Consider the following 22,186-nt stretch of genomic DNA (forward strand, 5'->3'; position numbering starts at 1 on the left):
TTCTTACTTGACCATATTACGAAATTAACAACCTCGCAGTTGTTCACTTTCCAAGTCAGTCTCAAGGGCTATCTTCTTTTTCAAGAAGAAGCATTGTTTTAAACCATGTAGAATGATGTGTAGCTGTAAAAATTTTTGAAATTACCGATTCGTTCGAGATATGATCGATCCTGAATCTCTTCTGTCGGATCGATTAACTCAATCAAAATTGTCTTTACTAATCTTTACATTTTGTGTTTCCAAGAGCACCTCTACTCTTGAAAACCTCTCTATCGCAGTATATATGTTGTAAAAGATCTATCGCGTTTCCCACACCCGATCCTCTTATCTGGTCTGCAATTACTCGCAAACGAAAAAAAGAAGCAAGTCAGTTGAGCGCTTGTTGCTGTCTCATTTCTGAAACAGCAGTATGGACCAAAGTATAAATCACTTCTACCTAGTCAAATAGAATTTATAAAAATTCTTCCGATTTCTAAAATTCTTCTTAAACATTTTTTCAATATTATGTCTCGTTCATTCAGGATTCAGCGTTTGGTTAAAAAAAGAAAATCAAAAGGTAGAAATTAATTTTTTGAGTGAACAGAACATTTGCAAAAAACAAATTGCGAACTCGAAAAGGAAATCTTCCGTATTGGACATAATCCTACTGAAAAGGTCTTTTGTGGACGGAGGACCGCCCTTCCCTCTCCAGAAAAAGGCCCCGTTGACGTTCATATCACTTTTCCACTCGGGCGCTCGGACCAGAAAGGCCGCGTAGTAGAAGAGAAGTGGACGGAACACCATCCCTCCCCCTTTCACTGAAGAATCAAAAACCAACAAGAGGAAAAATCCTTGTTTGCGAAAACGAGAGCTCCATCCTGTCAGAATCGATGCAACTCAAGAGATCCCTCAATCTATTTGATTCCATATCCCTTATGTTTAGTTCAATGGTTGGGCCCGGAATATTTATAACGACAGGATATATTCTTCATACGGTCCCGAACCCGAATCTCGTCCTCCTCGCTTGGATCTTAGGGGGATTTCTCGCGGTGGCCGGAGCGATGTCCTACGCAAAATCCGCCTCACTCTTTCCCTACGCAGGAGGAGACTACGTCTATCTCAAGGAAGCATATTCTCCGATCGTTGCCTTTGCAAGCGGATGGCTTTCTCTTTCGATCAATTTTTCAGCATCGATCTCGCTTTCTGCATTAGCATTCTCTAAATCGTTTTTTTCGCTCATCAATCCGTCCTGGGATATCTATTTTTTCGAAATTCCTTTTTTCGGACTTACCATTTCCATCGGGACGGCCCAGATGCTCGCTATGGGGGCAATCCTACTCTTTACCATTATTAATTTTTTCGGAATTTCAACGGCTTCGAGAATTCAAAATCTTTTCACCGGAGTAAAAATATTAGGACTGATCGCCTTTGTCATCTTAGGATTTACGATCGGAAACTATGAGGTTTCCCGCTTTCAATCCTTCGATTTTTTTCCTTCTAGCCTAAGCGGAATGGAACTCCTTCTCGCAGGAGTGATTCCCGTGACATATTCTTATCTTGGATGGAATATGATCACTTACGTTGCGGAAGAAGTAAAAGACCCGGATCGGAACATCTACAAAGCGGTTCTTTATTCCTGTGCGTTAGTCACCGTTCTCTACATTCTTATGAATTTTCTTTTCTTGAGTTCGGGATCCATCCATGAACTTTCGGGCGATAAAATCGGGATCACGGCTTCTTCCGCGCTTTTCGGGCCCAAGGCTACGATTTTTATCACGGCTTTTATCTGTTGGGCGTTCTTAGGATCCATCTCCGCTTACATCATCGGAGGCTCTAGAATTTATTTTGCGATGGCAAGAGACGGTTTCTTTTTTCCGAGCATGGCAAAACTCCATCCGAAACACAAAAGCCCTTATACCTCTTTAGCCTTTCAGTGCGCCTATGCTTGTTTGTTCTGTTTTGTAAAGGAGATCGAAAGTCTTCTTTATCTCATAACTTGCTCCACGCTTCTTCTTGCGACGATCACCGCATATACGCCGATCCTTTTTGAAAAAAGACATTATAAATTGAAGTTTAGAATTCCAGGATATCCTTATACGACCTATCTCTATATATTTTCGAATATCGTGATCATTGCAACTTTGGTATGGAACAAACCTACGGAAGCGTTCTGGGGAATCAGTTTTACTCTTCTTTCAGTGCCGATGTATTATTATTTTAAGCTGACGAAGAATTCCTCACTTCCAATTGCAGCTCCTCTCGATACAGATTCTCCGGAAATCCTGGCAACAAGTCTGCTTCCCGAAAACGAACCCGTTCCGGTTGCAAGCGGGGAACCGTAAAGAAACTTGTTTCGCCTCAAAGCAAAACAAAGGCTCAAGCTCCATTCTTATTTAGGAATCTCCTCGATTCTACTTTTGACATCCAGAATCATTCTTCCCGTTCTTTCTTTGCTCTTTTCGATCCCGGAAGAATTTCCTCTTTCCTTGGGAAGAATCGGAATTTTTCTCGGGGTCTTGGCTTTTTTTTCCGGATCCGGACTTGGAAATTATTCCTTTGTCCAGAATTCGAAATACGCCGAGTTGCACGTCATCCTCTTGCTCGCAGGATTAGCGCTCCAAGTTCCCGGAATCAGCCTAAGCCATTCGACCATCTTGGCGGCATTGGCATCTTGGGTCGGCCTTCCTCTGCTCATCGCGGGTTGGCTCTACGGAAGAAAAATTCGAACAAGAAGATAAATCCGCAACACCTTTCCAAAAATTCTAAATTTAGAAGGAATCGCTTTCACGACGTCCTTAACCCGGACTTTTAAATTCAACGTTAGGCGTCTTTTGAGTTTCTACAAAAGTAGACTCCAAAAAAACTTAGGTTTCTTTTTTCAAAATCTTTGGTTCATAAGAATTCTCTATTTTTTGAATATACTATTCTGTGGTTCCAAAAAAAGAGCTTGGATTTTTCTATCTCCGATTGAGCCCGCAAACACTTTCATCATATAGAACAAAGAGCTCTCTGAAATTACGAATCGATTTTCAATTCCAAAAGATTTCTCTCTAAAAACCCTTGGGAGGATTCCACTCTTAGATTTTTCTCTTCGCAAAAGGATTAAAATCCATTGCCAAAAAAGAAAGAAGAAGAATATTCGCATCAGCTTGAAGGAGGTTTTATGGACTTCAAACTTTCCGAAGATGAACAAATGTTCATCAATTTATTTTCCGATTTCTGTAAAAAAGAAATCGAACCCTATGCCGAAGAAGCGGATCAAAAAAAGGAAATTCCAAGATCCCATTTTCATAAACTTGCACAGATCGGCTATATCGGTTTACCGCACAAAGAAGAATACGGAGGTCAAAACGCCGGAACGTTTCGTTCTTTGCTCTCCATGCAAACCTTGGGCAAGGCCTGCGGCTCCACTTTCTTTTCAGTGGGTGCTTCCGGAGGACTTTTCGGATTGCCAATCCACCATTTTGGAAAGGAAGAACAAAAGAAAAAATATTTACCCGAGATCAATTCGGGAACCAAGATCGGATCTCTTGGTATCACGGAACCGGATTCCGGCTCAGACGTCTCTGCGATTAAGACGGTCGCGAAAGAAATTTCCAAAGGACTCTATCATCTTTCCGGTCAGAAGACTTATATCACGAATTCTCCGATCGCGGATGATTGTTTGGTTCTTTCAAGAGTTCAAGACCTTAACGGAAAAGAAAAAGGTCTGACTCATTTTTTTGTCGATCTCAACGCAAAAGGAGTTCAGAGATCGAAACCAATGGAAAAGCTCGGATTAAAAGCATCCCAAACGGGTGCGCTTTTTTTTGAAGATGTTGAAGTGTCTTCCGAAGACATCTTAGGAACTCTCGGAAAAGGGTTTCGACAAACAATGCAAACTTTCAACATGGAGCGTCTTTCACTCGCGGCATGGTCCATTGGACTCATGGAAGTTTGTTTGGAAGAATCGAAATCCTTTGCTTCCACAAGGAGAAGTTTCGGAAAAACGATCTCACAACACCAGTCGGTAGGAAATCTCCTCGCGGAAATTTACACAAAGTTGGAGGCGTCCCGTTGGTTTACTTACAACGTCGCCTGGGAAATGGAAGAAGCAGAAAAATCGGGAAAAGGAAATATGCATCTTTCCGGAAAATGCGCTTCTTGCAAATTGTTTGCGACAACCTCCGCAAGAGAAGTCACCAACCTCGCCGTTCAGATTCACGGGGGCGCAGGTTTTATGGAAGAATACAAAGTCGCAAGACTCTATCGAGACGTTCGCTTAGGAGAAATCGGCGGAGGGACGAGCGAAATCCAGAAATTGATCATTGCAGGAAGCATTCTGAAAGGCTAATATTTTGCTCTGCCGACTTGCATCTTCTTTTTGATTCAGCTCTTTTTGAACTTCAAAAGGAGCTCCTGCCTCGAGAACCAGAACGAGAACATGCATAAAGCATACTTTAAGAATATTCTAAAAATTGAATTTACCACGTCAACGAACCAATCGGAGCCCGTTCGAAAAAATCCAGATGGGCCCCTTGCGGACTTTCGTTTCCCGAAGGTTTTTCGCTGTTACGATTCTTTTTTCAGAAGATTCCAACGAATTGCGGCAAGAATCTGCGAAACAGATCAGAATCCCGTCCTCGTAAAAATTCTCCGCAATTCTAACGATGCGAAACTCGAAAAAAAAACTCGAATTCTAATTTGGATTCGTTTCAGGGGCTGAAATCATCTCTTTGAGATAGGAATGAATCTCAGGGTCGTTATCTTGTATGAGTTGCCAAAACGAAAACCCCCGAATTTCAAATTTTTTAAGAAGATTCATCTTTGTCTGGAAGGATCTTCGATTCATATAAAAAGCGACCCGATCACAACCGCCCAACGTGTACCAAAGCGATGGATCATCATAAACATGCCCTTCGTGTCGATAAAGATACGGCCTCAAATAAACCCAATCGCCGTGTTTTTTCGATTCTTTATAAATTTTCAAAACATCCGTGGGTTCTTCTTCTCGAGGATTCCAATTCTTTTTGATAAACTGAGCTCTCGAATAAAAGACGGCTTTGGAAGGGATGTCGCAATTCAAAGACCAATCGTATCCGTAAGTAGGAATGGCCATGTAGAGCTTTTCTTTAGGAATTCGTTTTGTAGAATATTCTAATATTCTTTCAATCCACCATGATGGAGCTTGTGGTCCAGGCCCAGGGAAAGCGTTTTTTCTCGGATGGAGTTCGTACGCCATGATCTTGACTTTATCAGCCACCTTTCCCAGAAATTCGTAATCGTGGGTCAACTGTCCCCGATAGGCCTCATAAAAGTCGACTGGGATCGGTTTTTTCACACCCTTACAGACGTATTCTGATTTTTCATCCGCAGATGTTTTTGGATGAATTGCGACGGATAAAAGTTTATTCTTCTTTTTTAATTCTCCGGAAAGTAAGGTTAAGAATGTTTCAAAACTTTCCTTTTTCTCACAAGTCATACCTTCGTAGTCGATATCGATTCCGTCGTAATCATAAGTTTCGATTTCTTTTAGAATTTGTTCGATATGATAATCTCGAATTTTTGAGTTCCCATTCAACCCGATCGCATCTGAAACTTTCTCAAAGTCATTTTCCCACCGAAAGATTGTGGGAATTATTTTTGTCCTTGGTGAAATCTTCTTGAGGGCCCAAATATAGAACTCCTGCGCCTTCGGATTCCAAACGGACTTGATATTTCCGGTATTGCTCCTTCCACCTTCCAGAGTATAAAGAAAAGGATGAATCTCGTCATACATACGAATATTTTCAGTCATCGCAATGATATCGGAAGACCAGGTGGATGCTATAAATTCTTTACCTCCTTTTTTCACTTCTTCCGAATCCCGGTTTAGCAAAAGTTGCAATCTCGGATGGAAATAAATTTCTTTCCAATTTTGCCAGACTACGACTGCGGAGATCAAAACGATCGAAAGTAGGATAAGAAGGACCGGTTTTGTTTTAGAGCGTTTTATTGAGTTCATTCGAAGTTTTTTTCTGTCATCAAATAAGATCACTTTCCTATGGGAAAGTGAAAGAATCCTTCCTCCGATCGATTTTGATTCTTTTCAACGCCAAGGCCGTTTTTTTCCTATTGACCTCATCTCCAATTTCGGCTTTCTTTGTGGGGAAAACAGATGCCATTTTCAATTCGCATTAATTTTTTGATTCTTCTTTTATTCTTTTCCTGTCTTTCCGATTGTAATATCTCCAAGACGGATGATGCCCCAAAAGCAAAGAACGGAATTTTAGATCTGACAAAATGGAATTGGGACGAGCGCCGGATCACAGAACTTTCCGGTGAATGGAAGTTTTATTGGAATCAAGTAATTCCTGAAAATCAGGATCACCCCGATTCGAAAACAAAAAGTCGATTTCTTCTCAACAAAGCGCCTTCGGTTTGGAATGGGATCGACTTCTTCGGCGAAACCGTCGAAAGTTACGGCTTTGCCACATACAAGTTGAGGATTTTGATTCCGAAAGGAGGCGCCAACTTCGCGCTATCCATTCCGGACGAAGGAACGGCTTACAATCTTTATGCGAACGGAGAACTGATCGCTCACGCTGGAAAGTTCGGCGTTACAAAAGAGACTGCTTCGGCAAAATACGATCCGCAAATCGCTCCCCTTCCGCACTCGGATACAATTGACTTAACGCTTCATATTTCGAATTTTCAAAATCGTTGGGGAGGTTATTGGTATCCCATCCGAATCGGAAAATTAGAGGAAGTATACAAGGAAAAACAGATCAAGAACGGGATCGAGTTTGCAGTTTGTATTTCGGCGGCGATCATGGCGGTCTACAATCTTTTATTTTATCTTTTTCGAAGAACGGATCCGACTCCCCTCCTTTTTGCGATTCATTGTACTCTGATTTTTATTCGAGCTCTGACAACCGGGGAGCGATTCGGACATCAAATGTTCCCTGAGCTCTCTTGGGAATTGTTAAACAGACTGGAATACATTTCGGTTTATTTATCTGCTCCCGTCTTATACTCATTTCTTTATCGCTTTTCACCGACTCAATTTTGGGAAAAATACGGTTCCTACCTTTGTTTTCCCCTCTATGCCGTATCAGCGGCGGCACTACTCCTTCCGAATCAAATCTACACCCTTACCTTGATCCCGACTCAGATATATTGTTTTTTAACCGTTATTCCCTGTTGGATGATTCTTCTCATCTACGGAATCGTAAAAAAATACGAGGGGGTATGGATTCTTTTTATAGGTTATATCGGAGTGATGTATTGTACTATAAATGATATCGTCGTTACGAACAGCTCCTTCAATTCGGTCTATCTAATTCCTTACGGTCAACTTTTTCTGATCGCCTCGCATTCTATTCTAATTTCGAGAAGATTCTCCACTTCGCTTAACAAATCGGAGAATCTTTCACACCAGATGAAAACCTTGGTTTCTTCCACGAGAGAAATCATGTCTTCTTCATCGTTCGCATCCGCGACCAAGACTGCTCTCGAAATTCTTTCCAAAAACGTTCGAAAAAATCAGAAACTTTTCATCTATCTTCCGGAGCAGAATTCCTCCAACTGGAAACAATATTCTATCGATACGGAAAACGATCTGCGAGTGAGCGAGGTCTCTGGGTTTCTCTCACACGATACTGCGGAAGTGAATTTATCCTCCTTATCCTTTCCTTCGTTGTTAAACGACAGGCTTCTGCTTCCCGTACAAAGCAATCGGACGAACTTTGTAATTTTAGATCTTCCGACTCAGGGATTTCTCAATTTAGATTCGGAAATGGATTGGGTTCAAGGAATCGCCTACGCTTTGGCTCTTTCGATTCAAAACTTATTACGACAGGACCGCGACAAATTGGCGGTGATCGGCGAACTTTCCGCCGAGATCGCACATGATATAGGTCATCACGTGATGCTGATTCAGAAAATTCTTAGAAATATGGATCGAAATACAAATGAAGCTCCGCATATTAGTATCGCTCAGGCCAAGAAAGAAACGGAGGCTCTCGCCAATTTATCTCTTGATATATTAGAATTTTCTAAAAAAAGAATCATATTAGATTTAAAAACGATAGACATCGAAGAATATTTCCACGGTGTCAAAGAAGATCTCGAACTTTTTTTCGGAGGCACAGGGATCGTTCTGACTTTCGAAATTCTTACAAGCGGAAAAGTAAAACTGGATCCCCTTCGTATTCGGAGGTTGGTTCTAAACATAGCAAAAAACGCGGCAGACGCCATCGGTGAAAAAGGAAATTTTTCGGTGAAAATCGAAAGAGAATCCGAAATGTTGTATATCGTTTTTAAGGACGACGGTCCCGGATTGAGCGAAGATCTCAAAAGGGCGTTTTATGGCTCGATGATAGAAACGAAAAAACCTCAGGGAACCGGCCTTGGACTTTCCATCGTTAGAAAAATCGCCATCGCTCACGGTGGCGAAGTTTTATTGGATTCGTCCCCCGGAAAAGGGAGTAGGTTTACTCTCCTACTCCCTTGCTGATAAAACCCGCTTCGCTTATCAATCCGCAAAAAGATAAGGAAAATTCATTACAAATTTATGAATTAGTCGCAGATAGTAACGGTTCCGATATTTTCAGCGGTTGTTGGATTTCCAAAACCGAAGTCAACCTTCGTCGCCCAACCTTTTGAATCGTAAGTATAGGTATTCGCTCCGTCTGCGGAAGTTGCCGGAATTGAACTTCCCGCTGAAAACGTATAAACCAAATTCTGACCGCTGGAATTCGATTTAGGAAATCCGTTTGCGTCGTAATTCGAATAGGTGACGGTCGGGGCTGTAACCGATGTTAGCTGATGCGAACTGTTGTAAGTAAATGTGTTCGTCGTCGCACCTTCGACTCTGCTTAGCAGACCTCTCTGAACGTGTTGATTTGAAAACGGAGGCGGGTCCACGACTCCGAGTTTAGCCGCAACGGCCGAAGAATAAGTCCTAACCACCGTGTTTCCTCCGCCGACCGGGACACAGGTGTAAACTTTACCCACGACAGCACAATTGTAAGTCGTAGTTTGCGCGCCGTTCCCGTCCTTTACGATTACCTGTTGAGGAAGGCTAAAACAATTTCCACCCGCGAGAGCGATTAAACCCGTCAAGAGCGCGGTATCGTCCGACTCCTCTTTTTTACAATCGCTTATAAAAAGTAGAAAAAGCGCCAAACTCATACTTATAAGAATTTTTTTCATCTTTGTGACTCCGAATACGTTTGAGAATCGAATGAAGATTCCGATTTCAACGATAACACTTGAGATGAATTTCCGAAACTTCGGAAACTACTTAGAAAAAAAGATTTTATCCGTAGTTATTGCTAAAACTAAAAAATAAATTAATAAAATGTAATGCCGATAAAGAGGGTCATATCGAGAATTAGGCGATTAAAACAAACCTGAAGACTTTAATTGGATGAGGATCCTTCCCAGTTCTATGATATTCTCCGTTTCAAGTTTTTTAAATATGGAAGCCCTATGTGTTTCCACCGTTCGAACACTTAATTCTAATTGATCCGCTATCTCACGATTTAACTTTCCATCCGCCAATAAATTCAAGATTTCCCTTTCGCGTTTGGTAAGTCGCTTAACAATACTGCCAAGTTCCTCCTTAACTTCCGATTCAGGTCTGAAATTTTTGACTTCCTCGGGAAAAACCTTACCTCCTGCAAGAACTGTTTTTAAGGCGTTGAGGATCGACGGTGTCGATTCGCTCTTTAGAAGATATCCGTCGGCGCCCAGGGCAAAAGCCTTTTGAAGATATGCCCAGTCCCGGTGCATCGTCAAAAAAACTATCTTAAGTTCTGGAAATTTCGATTTGATACTTTCGATTTCTTGAATTCCGTTTTCATCTTGTAGAGAAACGTCGCTTAACAAAAGATCGGTTCTAAAAAAGCCCATCTTACGAATCCCTTCTTTCAGAGAACTTGCCGATCCTGCGAACGTCAAATCGGGATCGGATTCGATCTCCGACTGCAATCCGGAACGAACTACAGGATGATCGTCCACAAGAAAGACTGAATATTTTTTCGTCGGCGTCATTCTAACAAATGTAATGTGGAGTATTTTCTATGTAAAATAATTTCTAACAAAATCTTTGTTAGGTTACTTGCTTAAAATTTCGGCGTCCGCTTTCAAGAGTGAAAAGGATCGTTTTTTCCGATTGATAAACTTTTAAAATCGATCGTCTTGTAAAAAATTTAACATTTTGCGACTCCCATTCTCAACCATTGAGATTCTATCGCCGTTCGGGTGCGGATTTTTTAGAAATCTTATCTTTCATTTGTCAAAACTCAAACAATACCGAAATTGTAGAAGAGGAGTATCCTTTTCTATAAAAGCACAAACAAAAGAGAATCATCATATATGGTTCGAAGCCCGGCAATTCCATTCTTCGATTTTGATCCTGATCGCAAAAAGGAGAACCATGATACGGAGAGAATAGCGGTTCGAAGGAAAGAATCGTAGATCAGATTCTTCTTATAAAAATAGATTTGAATTTCTTTAACATTGTTTCCAGAGGGAATACATTTTCTCCCTCTGGAAACGGAGGCGATCTTTCGGCCGTTCTTAAATTAAAAAGAATAGGAACCTGTCGATGAAAGGGAATTTTTTTTTTCGAAATGGTAACCCCTAAGGATTTTTATTCAATTCTTCTTTTAAAAATTCGGAAGCCGTTACTATCTTTGCAAAGAGATATCCGAGCGCGGATAAAAAAGCTTCGTGCACTTGCTGCGCCGGAATCGAATTCGATTCAAATTTTAAAGATCTGGTCGCAGAGGCGTCCGAAATCACCACGATGTCTTTGAATCCAAGATCATAAGCGGCGCGAACCGTAGAATCAACCACCATGTGAGTCATCATTCCAAAAACGACAAGGCGTGTTACATTTTTTGAATGTAATTCTTTGAGAAGATCCGTGTTATGAAACGGATTGACCGAATTTTTAACGATTTGAGTTTCACCGGCGACGGGCGTGTGACTGGAATGAAATTCGACTCCCGGAGTTCCCGGAAAAAAGAAGGTAGCTCCTTTCCTAGTGGAAATGTGTTGAATGTGAAAAACCGGGTATCTTTTCTCCCGAAAATATTCGAGTATGCTTCCCCCTTTTAAAGCAGCTTGGGTCGCTCCTTCTAATTCAAATTTTCCGCCCGGGAAAAAATCGTTTTGAACATCCAAGATAAGAAGCGCAGTCGTCCCCGAAGACGAAGGAATCTGCGTTCCTCCTTTCAGCTGCATGGAACAGTTCAAAACGCAAAGAACAAAGATGATAAAGAAATTCTTTTTGTATTTTTTCATAAAACCCTCTTAAAAATTCTTAGACAAACTTTGGAGGACGTTCAGATTATACACCGATATTTCAATTACCATAAATGATATTTTTAGATATTTAAAATCACTATTTATGATTGATAAAAATATTAGAATTCATCCTCGATTAAAATGACCGTTTTAGGAGATTAAAAAATGGATATTCCATCCTTAAAAATTTTTAGAGAAGTCGTGAGGGAGGGTAGTTTTACTCGCGCCGCAGAAAATTTGCATTTTGTTCAGTCCAATGTCACTGCGAGAATTCAAGTTTTAGAAAGAGAACTCAAAACAATTCTTTTTCAAAGATCCAAGAACGGAGTCTCCTTGACGGCAAAAGGAAAAATTCTCAACGATTATTGTGAAAGAATTTTAGACCTTACGGAAGAAGCGGAAAGAGCGATTTTCGAAAAGGGACTTCCAGAGGGACCGTTGGAGATCGGCTCCGGACAAACGACCGCTGCGGTAAGACTTCCCGCGATTCTTTCCAGGTATCATAATAAATTTCCCAAAGTGCGGCTTTCTTTAAAACAGGGAAACTCGGATGAGTTGGCAAGAGCCGTCTTAGAAAAAAAATTGGACGGAGCCTTTGTCTACGAAGGATTTTCCAATTCTCAGTTTATAGAGATACCCGCCTTTGCGGAAAATCTCGTTCTTATCGCGCCGAGTTCCGTGAAAAAAAACGAGATTCTTTCCTCTTGGAAACAATTATCGATTCTTACGTTCAAGGCAGGATGTGTTTTTCGGAACAGACTGGATCAATGGATTCAAGAACAATCTCTTCCGCCCGGGAAGAGGATGGAGTTCGAATCCTTAGATACGATTCTTTCTTGTGTAATTTCGGGAATGGGGATTTCACTTTTGCCGGAGTCTTATCTCAACGAAAAAAAACAAAAGAGATTTTTAACCATTCTTCCTTTAGCTTCTAAGTTAAGAAGAATCCGAACCGTTTTTATTCGAAATAGAGAGAGAAAGCCGGGAAATTCGTTAAACGAATTTGTGAAAATGTTTGAGAAATGAAAAGCGCGAGGTTTGTGTTAAACCGAAATCCCTTTTTTCTTTAAGATATCAAGAGCCGTCTGACGTAGGATTGGATGAATTTGAAATTCAGACGGATCGGGAAAGCTGGAAGAAGAATCTTCGGCTTGCAGGGGATCGACCGGTGTCGTTTTAAATTTGTCGGCTCCGATCCACTGGCTCAGCGCCCACATCATTCTTTGAAAAATCTCGTCGATTCGTTTTTGATAACCGGCTTTTTTATAATATCCGTACGCAAGAAGGGGCATTTTCTTTTCGTACATGAAATGATCGCCGAGGCGAATAAGACCGTCTTTGTATTCAGCTTTTATAAAAAGATCTCTCGCTTTCCGAATGTCACCTTCGTTAAAAGCTCGGTTTCCTTCTCGAATTGTCTCAGCCCTTTCTCTGGAATCCATATTCAAAGAATCGGGTAATTTTTTATTTTTCGCAAGTGAAAAACAAGAAATTTTAAATAGAACGAAGACCCGGCACCCCTTCCCGGATTGATATTTTACTCTAAAGAGTTTTTTTGAAACGTACTCACGCATTCGGTGGTAGCACGAAGCTTCTCAGTCGCGGTTTGACGAAGGGCGCATAAACACGCACACAGCGCTGGAAGCACGAAGCTCTCAGTCGCGGTTTGTCGAAGAGCGCATAAACACGCACGCAGCGGTGGTAGCACGAAGCTTCTCAGTCGCGGTTTGACGAAGGGCGCATAAACACGCACACAGCGCTGGAAGCATGAAGCTTCTCAGTCGCGGTTTGTCGAAGAGCGCATAAACACGCTGCCCAATTGAGAAAAGCCTCTCCCTGATTGATCCTTTCTTTTTTTCTTTCAACCCTTCTTTGGAGAAACTCAATGATCTCGCTCAAAACTCCTCATTCTATCAAATGAAAAGACCTTAACACTTTCAAAAGAAGCAACATTAGATTCGTCCCCAAAGAGAAGAGCAAACGGGAAAACCAAGACCCGGGTCGAAGTTCCGTCCACTTTTTGTTTCAGAAATGCATTCTTTTTTTTGAACTCCCGAAAAAGACTGACATCTAAAAGAAAAAGAATTTTTAAATCTTATCCAAAGAGGCATTCCATGACTAAACTCAAAGTAGGTTCCAAAGCCCCTAATTTTACGGGGTTCAACGAAAAAGGCGAAAAAGTAAAACTTCCCGATTTAACGGGACCGAAAGGAACGGTTTTCTATTTTTATCCCAAGGATCAGACGCCCGGTTGTACTACGGAAGCCTGCGATTTTCGAGATAATTTTTTGAGAATCCAAAAGACAGGATTTAACGTAGTCGGAGTTTCGAAAGATACCGTAAAATCACATCAGAAATTCATTGAAAAGCAGGAGCTAAACTTCACCCTGATCTCGGACGAGGATGGAAAGATCTGCGAAGCCTTTGATGTCTGGCATCTTAAAAAATTTATGGGAAGGGAATCGATGGGAATCGTTCGTACCACTTTCCTCATAGGGGCCGACGGAAAAATCCTAAAAATTTATCCGAAGGTCAGCGTAAAAGGACACGTAGATGAAATCCTCTCCGATATCAAAGCTCTGGAGAAAAAATGAAACTGGATAAGAATAAAATCCAAATCTCGATCGGAAAAAATCCTTCCAAATCTTTCTATAAATTACAGGTCCTCTTTAAGGATCATTTTCCCGAGAACCTAAAAACGAAGTTTTCCCTCCAGACGGCTTCAGGAATTTTTACGGGTGATTATGGACAAACATTCTCCGATGAAGCCGAAAAAATTCTCTACCTAGGACTCGGAGATTCTTCCAAAGTAAAAACAAGAAGTGTCGCACAACTTTTCTTTTCTTTCGGAGAAAAACTCAAAAAATGGGACGGGGTCGGACTGGAAATTCATCTCCCGAAAATTCTTACAACCGCGCTTCCGGCGGACAACCTCGTCTATCAAATCGTAAATTCTCTGGAACAGGGTGCTTTTGCTATTAACGTTCTTTCGAAGGAATTTCGTGAGAATTCAAAAAAGACCGGAAACGTTTCCTTTATCCTCCAAGACGCGGCAAAAGCGAAAGATGCCGAAAAAGGGCTGAAACGAGGAAAAGTAGTCAGTCGTTATATCAACGGAACCCGTCATATCGCTCACCTTCCTGCGAATCATTTTACTCCGGAGGAATTTGTCTCTCGTTCCAGGGAGATCGCAAAAGACAATGGGCTTAAGATCACGATCTTTGACGAACCTCAACTCAAAAAAGAAAAGATGGGAGGCATTCTCGCGGTTTGCGAAGGCTCGGATAAAAAAGCGAAGATGATCATTTTGGAATATACTCCTGCAAAACCGACCACTAAGAAAAAACTCGCGATCATTGGCAAAGGCCTCACATTCGATTCCGGCGGGATCAGCATAAAACCCGCGCAAGACATGCATGAAATGAAATACGATATGTGCGGAGCAGCAGCCGCCATTCATGCAATCGGAGCGATCGCAGAACTTGGATTAGGCGTTCCAGTCATCGCCGCAATCGGAGTCGCCGAGAACATGCCGGACGCGGCCGCTCTAAAACCGGGAGACGTTTATACGGCCTACAACGGAATCACCGTGGAAGTCCAAAACACGGACGCGGAAGGCCGTTTGGTTTTGGGAGACGTTCTTTCCTACGTTGGAAAAAAATTCAAACCGGACTACATGTTGGATTTAGCGACCCTAACCGGGGCGATCATCATTTCTCTCGGACACGAAGCCGCAGGGGTCATGAGTAATTCGGAACCGCTTACTGCACTTCTCAAAGAAGCCTCTCAAACCTCGGACGAAAGAATCTGGGAAATGCCTCTCTGGGAAGAATACGCCGAAGAACTCAAAAGCGACATCGCAGACATTCGAAACGTCGCAGGAAGAGCCGGAGGTTCTTTATCTGCCGCAAAATTTTTAGAGAGATTTGTGGAGTCCGGTATTGCTTGGGCTCATATCGACATTGCAGGAGCCGCTTGGAGAAAAAAAGGTTCGGGGACTCAGATCGGAAATGGGCCGACTGGCTTCGGAGTCCGATTGCTCGTCGACCTAGCCGAAAAGATAGGAAAGAAAAAATAGACAAAACGATTCGGGAAATCTCAGCGTTTCCCGAATCTCCTCAACAAATGGGCAACGTGATTGCGGCAAGAACAACCGTTTCCGGTTTGTTCGAAATTGTATGATCCGTAACGTTCTTAATACCGAAACTTCCTCCGTGTTTTCGCGCTACGATGTCCACAAGAGTCAAACCCAAACCTGAAAAAACCCCTTCCGTCTTCACGCTTTCATCCAAGAATTTTGCCAAACGATAAAACGGTTGTTTGACAAGATCTTCCTGATCGGCGGAGATTCCCGATAAGTATTTAGAATCGAAATTGTTTTTTACGTAAAGATTGAACAAACCCGACTTGGAAGAAAAATAAACGTCCACTTCGCCTCCCTTATCGGAATACTTCAAAGCGTTCACCAAAAGTTCGTAAAAAATCAAAAGAAAAGAATCCAGATCAACCATCGCCGAATCTTGATAGTGATGGTGATTTATCTTCGGCATTCGAAAGTTGAGTCCCTTCTTTTCCAGGTATTCTTTTTCATTCCAAGAGAATTTTTGAAATTCTTCCGTGAGTTTTTCTATCAGTTGGGAAACAGTAACCCTTTTAAGATGAGGAGCGACTTCCCTATGCAAGAGAGTCAGACTTTCCTCGAGTCGATTGATGTTCTTTTCGATAAAGTCGCTGTTTTCAGTCAACATATCGATAAGCTCTGAAGATATTACATAATTAGAATCTACTTTTTCGGCCGAAGTGCGAATCATCTTTACCAAACTGATGAGAGTTCCGATTCCACCTCCGCTCAGGAGGGCGTATTTGATATTGTTCAAAGTAGTTCTAGAAAGTTCGATCATAGAATCCAGATCGGCGACTCTCGAACGTTTGTAAGAAACCCATCCCAATTGTTCTTTCAAACGATTCGTCGACTCTTCCTCGAAAAGTTGAATCACTCTTCTCCTTTTTAGTTCATCGGAGACTTCCATGAGCAGATTTTTATAATGTCCGGCGTTGATCGGCTTAAGGATGTAATCAAAGACGCCCAAGTTCATAGTTTCTATGATCGTATGGGGTTCCGAATGTGCGGTCATAACGACAAATAAAGAATCGGGAGATTTCTCCTTCATCTTAGAAATAAATTCTTTTCCGTCCATCACAGGCATTTCCAAATCCACAAAAAAAACGTCCGGTTTAAACTCTTCCACTTTTGCAAGAGCTTGTTTTCCGTCCTTGGCTTCGCAGTATTCTAAGCCGATTTTTTTGGACATGTGAATCATCGTATCTCGAAGGAGATCGTCGTCTTCGAGAATCATAACCCGGGGATAAAAATCTACCGTTGCCTCTTTATTCAAACTCGAACTCCTTAGAAAATATAAAGTGATTCCATTTTAGGAATGTAGGAAATTTCCGACACAACTTGTTAATTAAGACGAATCGAATTAGTTAGAAGCCAACGAAAAAAAAGGAAATATCCTTTTATTTAGAACAATTCGTCATTTATGAGGAATGAACTTCATCGTTTTCGGTGGTTCTTTTTTAGAATAGAATCAAGAAGGAATCGAAAGCATTTGCAAAGAAATTGAAGAAAACGTGAGAACGTTGAGAAAGAGAAAATCGCAAAGAAAAAACCTCCTTCCGAGAAGAATTTTGACAAAGAGCGTAAGAATTCTCCCATTAGAGAAACGTTTTTCGGGAAACTTTACATTTTTCGCGTACGATAAGAATTCTATCGGTTGTCTTTTCTTTTTAGAACGAACCAAATCTGTAGGATTTGGAAAGGAGTTTTTCTAAATGATTTCTAAATTCTTCCCAAAACGGAATGAACAAAACGGATTCAAAGTTTCGAATTCGGAGTGAACAACGTCTCAAAAATAAAAATTTTCATTCTAAAATAATTCAAAATTATGAATAGAGCGTTCTTTTAAAGTTCCAATACACCTTTGATAAAAAAGATGTATTGGATAATTCTTATATACTCGCGAGGGCCCTGTTTGCGAGTTCATATCCACCCGTCTGCGCGGGATGAAAACCGGGTTTTAAATAGAGGAAGAATGCCTTCGCCGTTTCTATTCCTAAAATTCTTCCGAAAGGAAGAGAAGCGTTGAGATCCCGGAAGTATTTTTTAAATCCTATTTTCGGATCCGTGATGATAAACCAATGCTGAAAGAAAGCCACGTATCCCCAAAATATCCAAGTCGCCACAAAGAATCCGAAAATTCTTAAAAGATAACTTTTCGAGACCGTTTGAAGAACGTCATAGGCAACCGATTTATGTTCGATCTCCTCGCAAGCGTGCCAGAGAAGAAGCTCCCTCATCTCTCCATAGGCGTGTTCGTGAAACCCATGATGAAGAGTGATCTCCCCCATCGTCGCCGTGTAATGTTCCATTCCCGCAGTCACCGAAAGTTTTAATTTTTTTCCAAAGAAGAATTCAAAAAAAGGAAGCATCACCCGAAACGCACTCCACTCAAAAAAACGAACAAATCGACCGATTGGTTTTCCTTGTTTCGAAAGGACTTCCAATACTTTTTCGTGCTCCTTTCCATGTTGCACTTCTTGTCCGATAAAGGCCTTGATGGAAGTCTGCAATTGTGGATCGTTTACCTGATCTGAAAACGCTTTGACGCTTTTTATAAAAAATCGCTCCCCTTCCGGAAAAAGAATGTGATAGGAATTGATGATATGAGTGATAAAAGAGTTTCCCGCGAAATAATGATCCGGTAGATCTCCCATGTTTTCAAAGTCCATCTTCCGGACTGTGGGCTGATTTGCATCGATCGGTTTTAGATTCCTTTTTTTCAGTTTTGTTTCTGTGATCATTTTTTCATTCCTTCCTACATGCTTCTTCATTTGTAGCGATCACCATAAAGCATTCTAAGACGAAGGACGCGCCGATCTTGAAAAAGCTCCGGTCGATTTCGAAATCAGTTGAGAAAATTGGGATTCTTATCGTGATTTTGGACGGAACTCCACCCTCTTCGCTTTTGTTGGTCGACTTTTGATTTTCCAGGAAAATACGACTTTTCTTTCAAAAAGTAGGAACTCACACGTTTTCGGATCTTTTCAAAAAGTAGGAACTCACACGTTTTCGGATCTTTTCAAAAGTAGGAACTCACACTTTTAAGAATTCTTCTGCGAACCTAAGACCAACGCGGAAATACCGGATTCTAAAATTTGAAAAAAATCGATCTGAAAAACCGCAAAGTCCGGGGAAGAATTCAAAACCTTCGCAACGATCGGAGCCGGTTCTGCGTGATGCCAGAGGCCGACGATCAAAGCATGAAGATGCGTGAGAAACGTCAGAGCCTCTTCCTGTCTTTTCCATTTCAAAACCCGGCAGAGTTCAGGAACAATCTCAAGGACGTGTTTTCGAACCGAGGCCTTCAATTGAAGAGCGCTTTCAAAGGCGACGTTCTTTTCCAAAAGCGCCGAACCGATCGCCATCAAACGAACCACCCTCTGATTTTCCCTCAAGGATTCGGTGATCCAAGAAGAAAGAACGGCGGCGCTCATACCCGGTTTTTTGGAACGGAGAAACCTTTGAAAAGCTTCGAACCAGATCTCGTAATCCAGTCTATGAATTTCCAGAAAAAGTTCTTCCTTGGTTTTGAAATAGAGATACAAGGTTCCCTTGGCGACTCCCGCCCTTTTCGCAATCTGGTCCATGGAAATCTTTTCGAAAGAGGATTTGTTAAATAACGAAATCGCAGCCCGGATCAAAAGTTCTTTTTTGACTTTTTTGTCGTCGTCTTTTACTGCTCGGATTTTCATAAGTTTTCTTTTGACAAAAGAAGAATGTTTTGATTCTTCCGCTTCTTCTTATTCCAACAATCAATACGCCCCCACAAAAACAATCTCCTTTTCTTCTTCAAAGGCTACCTATTCTTAATTGACAATGACTTCAAGTCACTAAATTATGACTCAAAGTCATTTAAAAATGACCACAAGTCATCAAAAAGGATAAGTTAAGAATGAAAAGAAAAACCGTATTGATCACAGGAAGCTCTTCTGGAATCGGAAAGGCCGCGGCAAAACACTTTCAAACCAAAGGTTGGAACGTTATCGCTACGATGAGAAATCCCGAAAAGGAAATGGATCTCCAAAACCTTCCGAATCTCATTTGTCTTCCTCTGGATGTAACAAAACCGGAAACGATTCAAAAAACGATTCAGGAAGGAATCAAACACTTCGGCGAAATCGACGTCCTTGTAAATAACGCGGGTTACGGACTCGTGGGCCCTTTTGAAGGCGCAAGCAAAGAACAAATCCAGAGACAGTTTGATACGAACGTTTTCGGAGCGATGGATGTGGTTCGAAACATTCTCCCTCATTTTCGAAAGAATAAAAAGGGAAACATTATCAACGTAGCGTCGATGGGAGGAAGAATCACCTTCCCTCTTTACAGCCTCTATCATTCTACTAAATGGGCTCTGGAAGGTTTTACGGAATCCCTTCAATACGAATTGATCCCTTTTGGAATCCGGGTCAAACTCATAGAACCGGGGGCGATCGCGACGGATTTTATCGGTCGTTCTTCGGATTCGACAACGGAAAAAGCTCCCGCAGAATACAAACCGTTTGCGGAAACGGTTTTCGGAAATATGGAAAAAGCTATGATGACGAGTTCTTCGGAAGCGGTCGCAAAGGTGATCTACAAAGCCGCAAACGATTCTTCCAGACGTCTTCGTTACGTGGTGGGAATGGACGCGAAATTCCTTTTAGGATTGCGTAAATTTCTTTCCGATGGAGTTTTATTCGGAATTATGAAAACTGCTTTGTTGAGATCCACGCGGAAAGTAGCTTAATCGAATCTTAGGAGTTCTTATGTCCGGAAATCGAATTCAAAAAATATCTTTCGTTTCTTTGATTCTTCTTTTAGGATTCGCGTCTCTGGTTCTTTTGCAGACCGCCTGTCTGAGTTCTTTCGGAGGAAACCCCGAAGGAAAAAGAATGGAGAGAATAAAAACTTCCAAGATGTATAAGGAAGGTAAGTTTGAAAACGAGCCCTTCGTTCCGATGATCGTCTCGGGCTCTTATTCCAGTATGATCTGGAGACAACTCTTCGGAAGTGAACAAAGAACTCCTCCTTCTCCGATTCCGGTAGTTCATCCGAATCCGAAAAGTTTCTCGGAGATTCCGAAGACCGGACTCAGAGCGATTTGGTTTGGGCACGCGTCCGTTTTAATCGAGATCGACGGAATTCGAATTTTTACGGATCCGGTTTTTTCAGAAAAAGTTTCTCCATTTTCGAGCATTGGTCCGGAACGATTCTTCCCTCCTCCGATCGTTCTGGAGGAACTTCCCAAGATCGATGCGGTCGTCATTTCTCACGATCACTACGATCATCTGGATATGAATACCGCAAAGTTTCTCTCTTCGAAAGGGACGAAGTATTTTGTTCCCTTGGGAGTCGGGGCTCATTTGGAACGTTGGGGGATTCCGGAAAATCAAATCGTAGAATTGGATTGGTGGGAGAAAGATAAAATCGGCGAAGTTGAAATCGTCTGCACGCCCGCCGTTCACTATTCTGGAAGAGGAATCTTAAACGGTAAGTCCACTCTCTGGTCTTCTTGGAGTGTCATCGGTCCTAAGAATCGTTTTTTTCACAGCGGCGACACCGGATATTCTTCTCATTTTTTAGAAATTGGAAAACGACTCGGTCCATTTGATCTCAGTTCGATCAAGATCGGAGCTTACGACATCACTTGGGAAGGGATTCATATGAATCCGGAAAAGGCAGTGCAGGCAAATATGGATCTGAACTCAAAAAGGATGCTTCCGGTTCATTGGGGAACTTTTAATTTGGCGATTCACGATTGGGAGGAACCGATCCGGAGGACTCTGGAAGCCGCCCGATTCCTAAAGGTCGACCTCGTCACCCCGAAACCCGGAGAAATTGTGGACGGAAGAACGTCCTTTTCTTCGGATCCCTGGTGGGAAAGGGTAAGATAAAATTTCTTAGTTCCGAAAGTTTCTGGGTTCGATGCTCCGGGGGCACCACATTTTCGGATCTTTTTCAAAAGTAGGAACTCACACATTCTCGGATCTTTTTCAAAAGTAGGAACTCACACATTTTCCGATCTTTTTAAGATCGAATTCTGTCTCTCAAAACCATTTCCAAACCGCAAAGAATTCCTTGACCTCTGGTGCACTGCCAAAAAAATGGCCATAGATTGTGCAATGCACAAATTTGAATCTACGGAGGCATCCCATGAATTTTCGCAAGATGACCCGATTTCGTTTTCGATATCTCCTTTGGTTGCTCTTACCTTTGAGTTTCCAACTCGTTCTCGCGCCGCTCGCGGGAGCGCTGGGTCAAAAAAAGACCCTCCTCGATGAAGAAACCGTCGAGATCAAAGCCATTCAAGCGTACATCCTGGAGGTCCGACCTTCCCTTTCTCAGGAATCTCTTCAAAAACTCTCTCAGGTCATTCTTCAAGAATCCCGCCGGTTGGAACTGGAATCCTGCACCTTCCGTTGTTCTGACACGGACAAAGTGAGCCTTCTGATCGGACTCATTCATCTTGAATCCGAATTTAAGGCGACAGCTCGTTCCCCGAAAGGCGCCAGAGGTTTTATGCAAATCATGCCGACCACCGCAACCTGGCTTTCCAAGAAGGAAGGCTGGAAAACTTCTTCGGAAGACCTTCAGAAGCCCGAAGTGAACATTCACCTGGGAGTTTCCTACTTAAACGATCTTTTAGAACTCAGAAAAGGAGACACCGAAAAAGCGCTCCTCTCCTACAACGCAGGACCGGGAGCCGTCGATCGTTGGGGTGGAGTTCCGGAATACAACGAGATCATACTTTCCAACCAAGCTCGTTATTTAGAATTGAGAGAAGAGGTCGCAAACGCTCTTCGCTAAAACCAAAATCCTTGGGAGTTA

18 protein-coding genes are annotated in these 22,186 nt (G+C 42.0%); 10 read left to right on the forward strand and 8 right to left on the reverse strand.

The window, feature by feature from the left end; genetic code table 11:
• The first annotated feature begins 914 nt into the window (after positions 1–914).
• The 3 genes from JWG45_RS04515 to JWG45_RS04525 all read left to right on the forward strand — a co-directional run bounded on the left by JWG45_RS04515 (position 915) and on the right by JWG45_RS04525 (position 4,312).
• Positions 915–2,321: an APC family permease gene (locus JWG45_RS04515; RefSeq protein ID WP_232380525.1), complete on the forward strand. Its 1,407-nt coding sequence runs from the start codon at positions 915–917 to the stop codon at positions 2,319–2,321.
• A 6-nt stretch (positions 2,322–2,327) separates the two neighbouring features.
• Positions 2,328–2,717, forward strand: coding sequence for a hypothetical protein (locus tag JWG45_RS04520; protein WP_205278597.1), 390 nt, complete (start codon positions 2,328–2,330; stop codon positions 2,715–2,717).
• 425 nt (positions 2,718–3,142) lie between these two features.
• A complete protein-coding gene (locus JWG45_RS04525; RefSeq protein WP_205278639.1) occupies positions 3,143–4,312 on the forward strand; it encodes an acyl-CoA dehydrogenase family protein in 1,170 nt (389 codons plus the stop codon).
• A gap of 345 nt (positions 4,313–4,657) precedes the next feature.
• On the opposite strand, the gene JWG45_RS04530 is transcribed toward JWG45_RS04525, so the two are convergent.
• Positions 4,658–5,962: a glycosyl hydrolase family 18 protein gene (locus JWG45_RS04530; protein ID WP_205278598.1), complete on the reverse strand. Its 1,305-nt coding sequence runs from the start codon at positions 5,960–5,962 to the stop codon at positions 4,658–4,660.
• 153 nt (positions 5,963–6,115) lie between these two features.
• Here JWG45_RS04530 and JWG45_RS04535 point away from each other — a divergent pair, with 153 nt between their 5' ends.
• On the forward strand, positions 6,116–8,455 hold the full coding sequence (locus JWG45_RS04535) for a sensor histidine kinase (protein WP_205278599.1): 2,340 nt from the start codon (positions 6,116–6,118) through the stop codon (positions 8,453–8,455).
• A gap of 62 nt (positions 8,456–8,517) precedes the next feature.
• Here JWG45_RS04535 and JWG45_RS04540 read toward each other — a convergent pair whose 3' ends face one another.
• From JWG45_RS04540 to JWG45_RS04550, 3 genes are all read right to left on the reverse strand, one after another.
• The gene (locus tag JWG45_RS04540) at positions 8,518–9,153 is read right to left on the reverse strand and encodes a hypothetical protein (protein ID WP_205278600.1); all 636 of its coding nucleotides are present in this window, start codon (positions 9,151–9,153) and stop codon (positions 8,518–8,520) included.
• Between the two features lie 189 nt (positions 9,154–9,342).
• Positions 9,343–9,996, reverse strand: coding sequence for a response regulator (locus tag JWG45_RS04545; protein WP_205278601.1), 654 nt, complete (start codon positions 9,994–9,996; stop codon positions 9,343–9,345).
• 591 nt (positions 9,997–10,587) lie between these two features.
• The gene (locus JWG45_RS04550) at positions 10,588–11,253 is read right to left on the reverse strand and encodes a cysteine hydrolase family protein (RefSeq protein WP_205278602.1); all 666 of its coding nucleotides are present in this window, start codon (positions 11,251–11,253) and stop codon (positions 10,588–10,590) included.
• A 168-nt stretch (positions 11,254–11,421) separates the two neighbouring features.
• On the opposite strand from JWG45_RS04550, the gene JWG45_RS04555 reads away from it, so the two are divergent.
• Positions 11,422–12,282, forward strand: coding sequence for a LysR family transcriptional regulator (locus tag JWG45_RS04555; protein ID WP_205278603.1), 861 nt, complete (start codon positions 11,422–11,424; stop codon positions 12,280–12,282).
• A 17-nt stretch (positions 12,283–12,299) separates the two neighbouring features.
• Here the strand turns inward: JWG45_RS04555 and JWG45_RS04560 are convergent, their stop codons facing one another.
• Complete coding sequence (locus JWG45_RS04560) at positions 12,300–12,698, reverse strand: hypothetical protein (RefSeq protein WP_205278604.1); 399 nt, start codon at positions 12,696–12,698, stop codon at positions 12,300–12,302.
• 672 nt (positions 12,699–13,370) lie between these two features.
• Between JWG45_RS04560 and bcp the strand changes: the two genes are divergently transcribed.
• Positions 13,371–13,850 (forward strand): thioredoxin-dependent thiol peroxidase, encoded by a 480-nt coding sequence (gene bcp, locus JWG45_RS04565; protein ID WP_205278605.1) that lies wholly within the window; start codon positions 13,371–13,373, stop codon positions 13,848–13,850.
• The gene (locus tag JWG45_RS04570) at positions 13,847–15,334 is read left to right on the forward strand and encodes a leucyl aminopeptidase (RefSeq protein ID WP_205278606.1); all 1,488 of its coding nucleotides are present in this window, start codon (positions 13,847–13,849) and stop codon (positions 15,332–15,334) included. The genes bcp and JWG45_RS04570 overlap by 4 nt, the downstream gene beginning before the upstream one ends.
• A gap of 40 nt (positions 15,335–15,374) precedes the next feature.
• Here the strand turns inward: JWG45_RS04570 and JWG45_RS04575 are convergent, their stop codons facing one another.
• From JWG45_RS04575 to JWG45_RS04585, 3 genes are all read right to left on the reverse strand, one after another.
• Entirely contained in the window at positions 15,375–16,652 is a 1,278-nt protein-coding gene (locus JWG45_RS04575) for a response regulator (RefSeq protein ID WP_205278607.1), read from the reverse strand.
• Positions 16,653–17,268: 616 nt separating this feature from the next.
• Positions 17,269–18,120 carry a metal-dependent hydrolase gene (locus JWG45_RS04580; RefSeq protein WP_205278608.1) on the reverse strand — a complete coding sequence of 284 codons (852 nt, stop codon included), beginning with the start codon at positions 18,118–18,120 and terminating at the stop codon, positions 17,269–17,271.
• 300 nt (positions 18,121–18,420) lie between these two features.
• Positions 18,421–19,071 (reverse strand): TetR family transcriptional regulator, encoded by a 651-nt coding sequence (locus JWG45_RS04585; RefSeq protein ID WP_205278609.1) that lies wholly within the window; start codon positions 19,069–19,071, stop codon positions 18,421–18,423.
• 200 nt (positions 19,072–19,271) lie between these two features.
• On the opposite strand from JWG45_RS04585, the gene JWG45_RS04590 reads away from it, so the two are divergent.
• From JWG45_RS04590 to JWG45_RS04600, 3 genes are all read left to right on the forward strand, one after another.
• Positions 19,272–20,105: an SDR family oxidoreductase gene (locus JWG45_RS04590; RefSeq protein WP_205278610.1), complete on the forward strand. Its 834-nt coding sequence runs from the start codon at positions 19,272–19,274 to the stop codon at positions 20,103–20,105.
• Between the two features lie 19 nt (positions 20,106–20,124).
• The gene (locus JWG45_RS04595) at positions 20,125–21,252 is read left to right on the forward strand and encodes an MBL fold metallo-hydrolase (RefSeq protein ID WP_205278611.1); all 1,128 of its coding nucleotides are present in this window, start codon (positions 20,125–20,127) and stop codon (positions 21,250–21,252) included.
• 259 nt (positions 21,253–21,511) lie between these two features.
• Complete coding sequence (locus JWG45_RS04600) at positions 21,512–22,165, forward strand: lytic transglycosylase domain-containing protein (protein ID WP_205278612.1); 654 nt, start codon at positions 21,512–21,514, stop codon at positions 22,163–22,165.
• Positions 22,166–22,186: the final 21 nt, after the last annotated feature.

The sequence above is a fragment of the Leptospira ainlahdjerensis genome (assembly GCF_016919175.1).
GTDB classification, from domain to species: domain Bacteria; phylum Spirochaetota; class Leptospiria; order Leptospirales; family Leptospiraceae; genus Leptospira; species Leptospira ainlahdjerensis.

Excerpts from the sequence above, each read along its gene's own strand:
- JWG45_RS04585 (WP_205278609.1), bottom strand. The coding sequence starts at position 19,071 with ATGAAAATCCGAGCAGTAAAAGACGACGACAAAAAAGTCAAAAAAGAA.
- JWG45_RS04555 (WP_205278603.1), top strand. The coding sequence starts at position 11,422 with ATGGATATTCCATCCTTAAAAATTTTTAGAGAAGTCGTGAGGGAGGGT.
- JWG45_RS04600 (WP_205278612.1), top strand. The coding sequence starts at position 21,512 with ATGAATTTTCGCAAGATGACCCGATTTCGTTTTCGATATCTCCTTTGG.
- bcp (WP_205278605.1), top strand. The coding sequence starts at position 13,371 with ATGACTAAACTCAAAGTAGGTTCCAAAGCCCCTAATTTTACGGGGTTC.
- JWG45_RS04540 (WP_205278600.1), bottom strand. The coding sequence starts at position 9,153 with ATGAAAAAAATTCTTATAAGTATGAGTTTGGCGCTTTTTCTACTTTTT.
- JWG45_RS04560 (WP_205278604.1), bottom strand. The coding sequence starts at position 12,698 with ATGGATTCCAGAGAAAGGGCTGAGACAATTCGAGAAGGAAACCGAGCT.
- JWG45_RS04590 (WP_205278610.1), top strand. The coding sequence starts at position 19,272 with ATGAAAAGAAAAACCGTATTGATCACAGGAAGCTCTTCTGGAATCGGA.
- JWG45_RS04525 (WP_205278639.1), top strand. The coding sequence starts at position 3,143 with ATGGACTTCAAACTTTCCGAAGATGAACAAATGTTCATCAATTTATTT.
- JWG45_RS04545 (WP_205278601.1), bottom strand. The coding sequence starts at position 9,996 with ATGACGCCGACGAAAAAATATTCAGTCTTTCTTGTGGACGATCATCCT.
- JWG45_RS04515 (WP_232380525.1), top strand. The coding sequence starts at position 915 with ATGTTTAGTTCAATGGTTGGGCCCGGAATATTTATAACGACAGGATAT.
- JWG45_RS04580 (WP_205278608.1), bottom strand. The coding sequence starts at position 18,120 with ATGATCACAGAAACAAAACTGAAAAAAAGGAATCTAAAACCGATCGAT.
- JWG45_RS04535 (WP_205278599.1), top strand. The coding sequence starts at position 6,116 with ATGCCATTTTCAATTCGCATTAATTTTTTGATTCTTCTTTTATTCTTT.
- JWG45_RS04550 (WP_205278602.1), bottom strand. The coding sequence starts at position 11,253 with ATGAAAAAATACAAAAAGAATTTCTTTATCATCTTTGTTCTTTGCGTT.
- JWG45_RS04570 (WP_205278606.1), top strand. The coding sequence starts at position 13,847 with ATGAAACTGGATAAGAATAAAATCCAAATCTCGATCGGAAAAAATCCT.
- JWG45_RS04595 (WP_205278611.1), top strand. The coding sequence starts at position 20,125 with ATGTCCGGAAATCGAATTCAAAAAATATCTTTCGTTTCTTTGATTCTT.
- JWG45_RS04530 (WP_205278598.1), bottom strand. The coding sequence starts at position 5,962 with ATGAACTCAATAAAACGCTCTAAAACAAAACCGGTCCTTCTTATCCTA.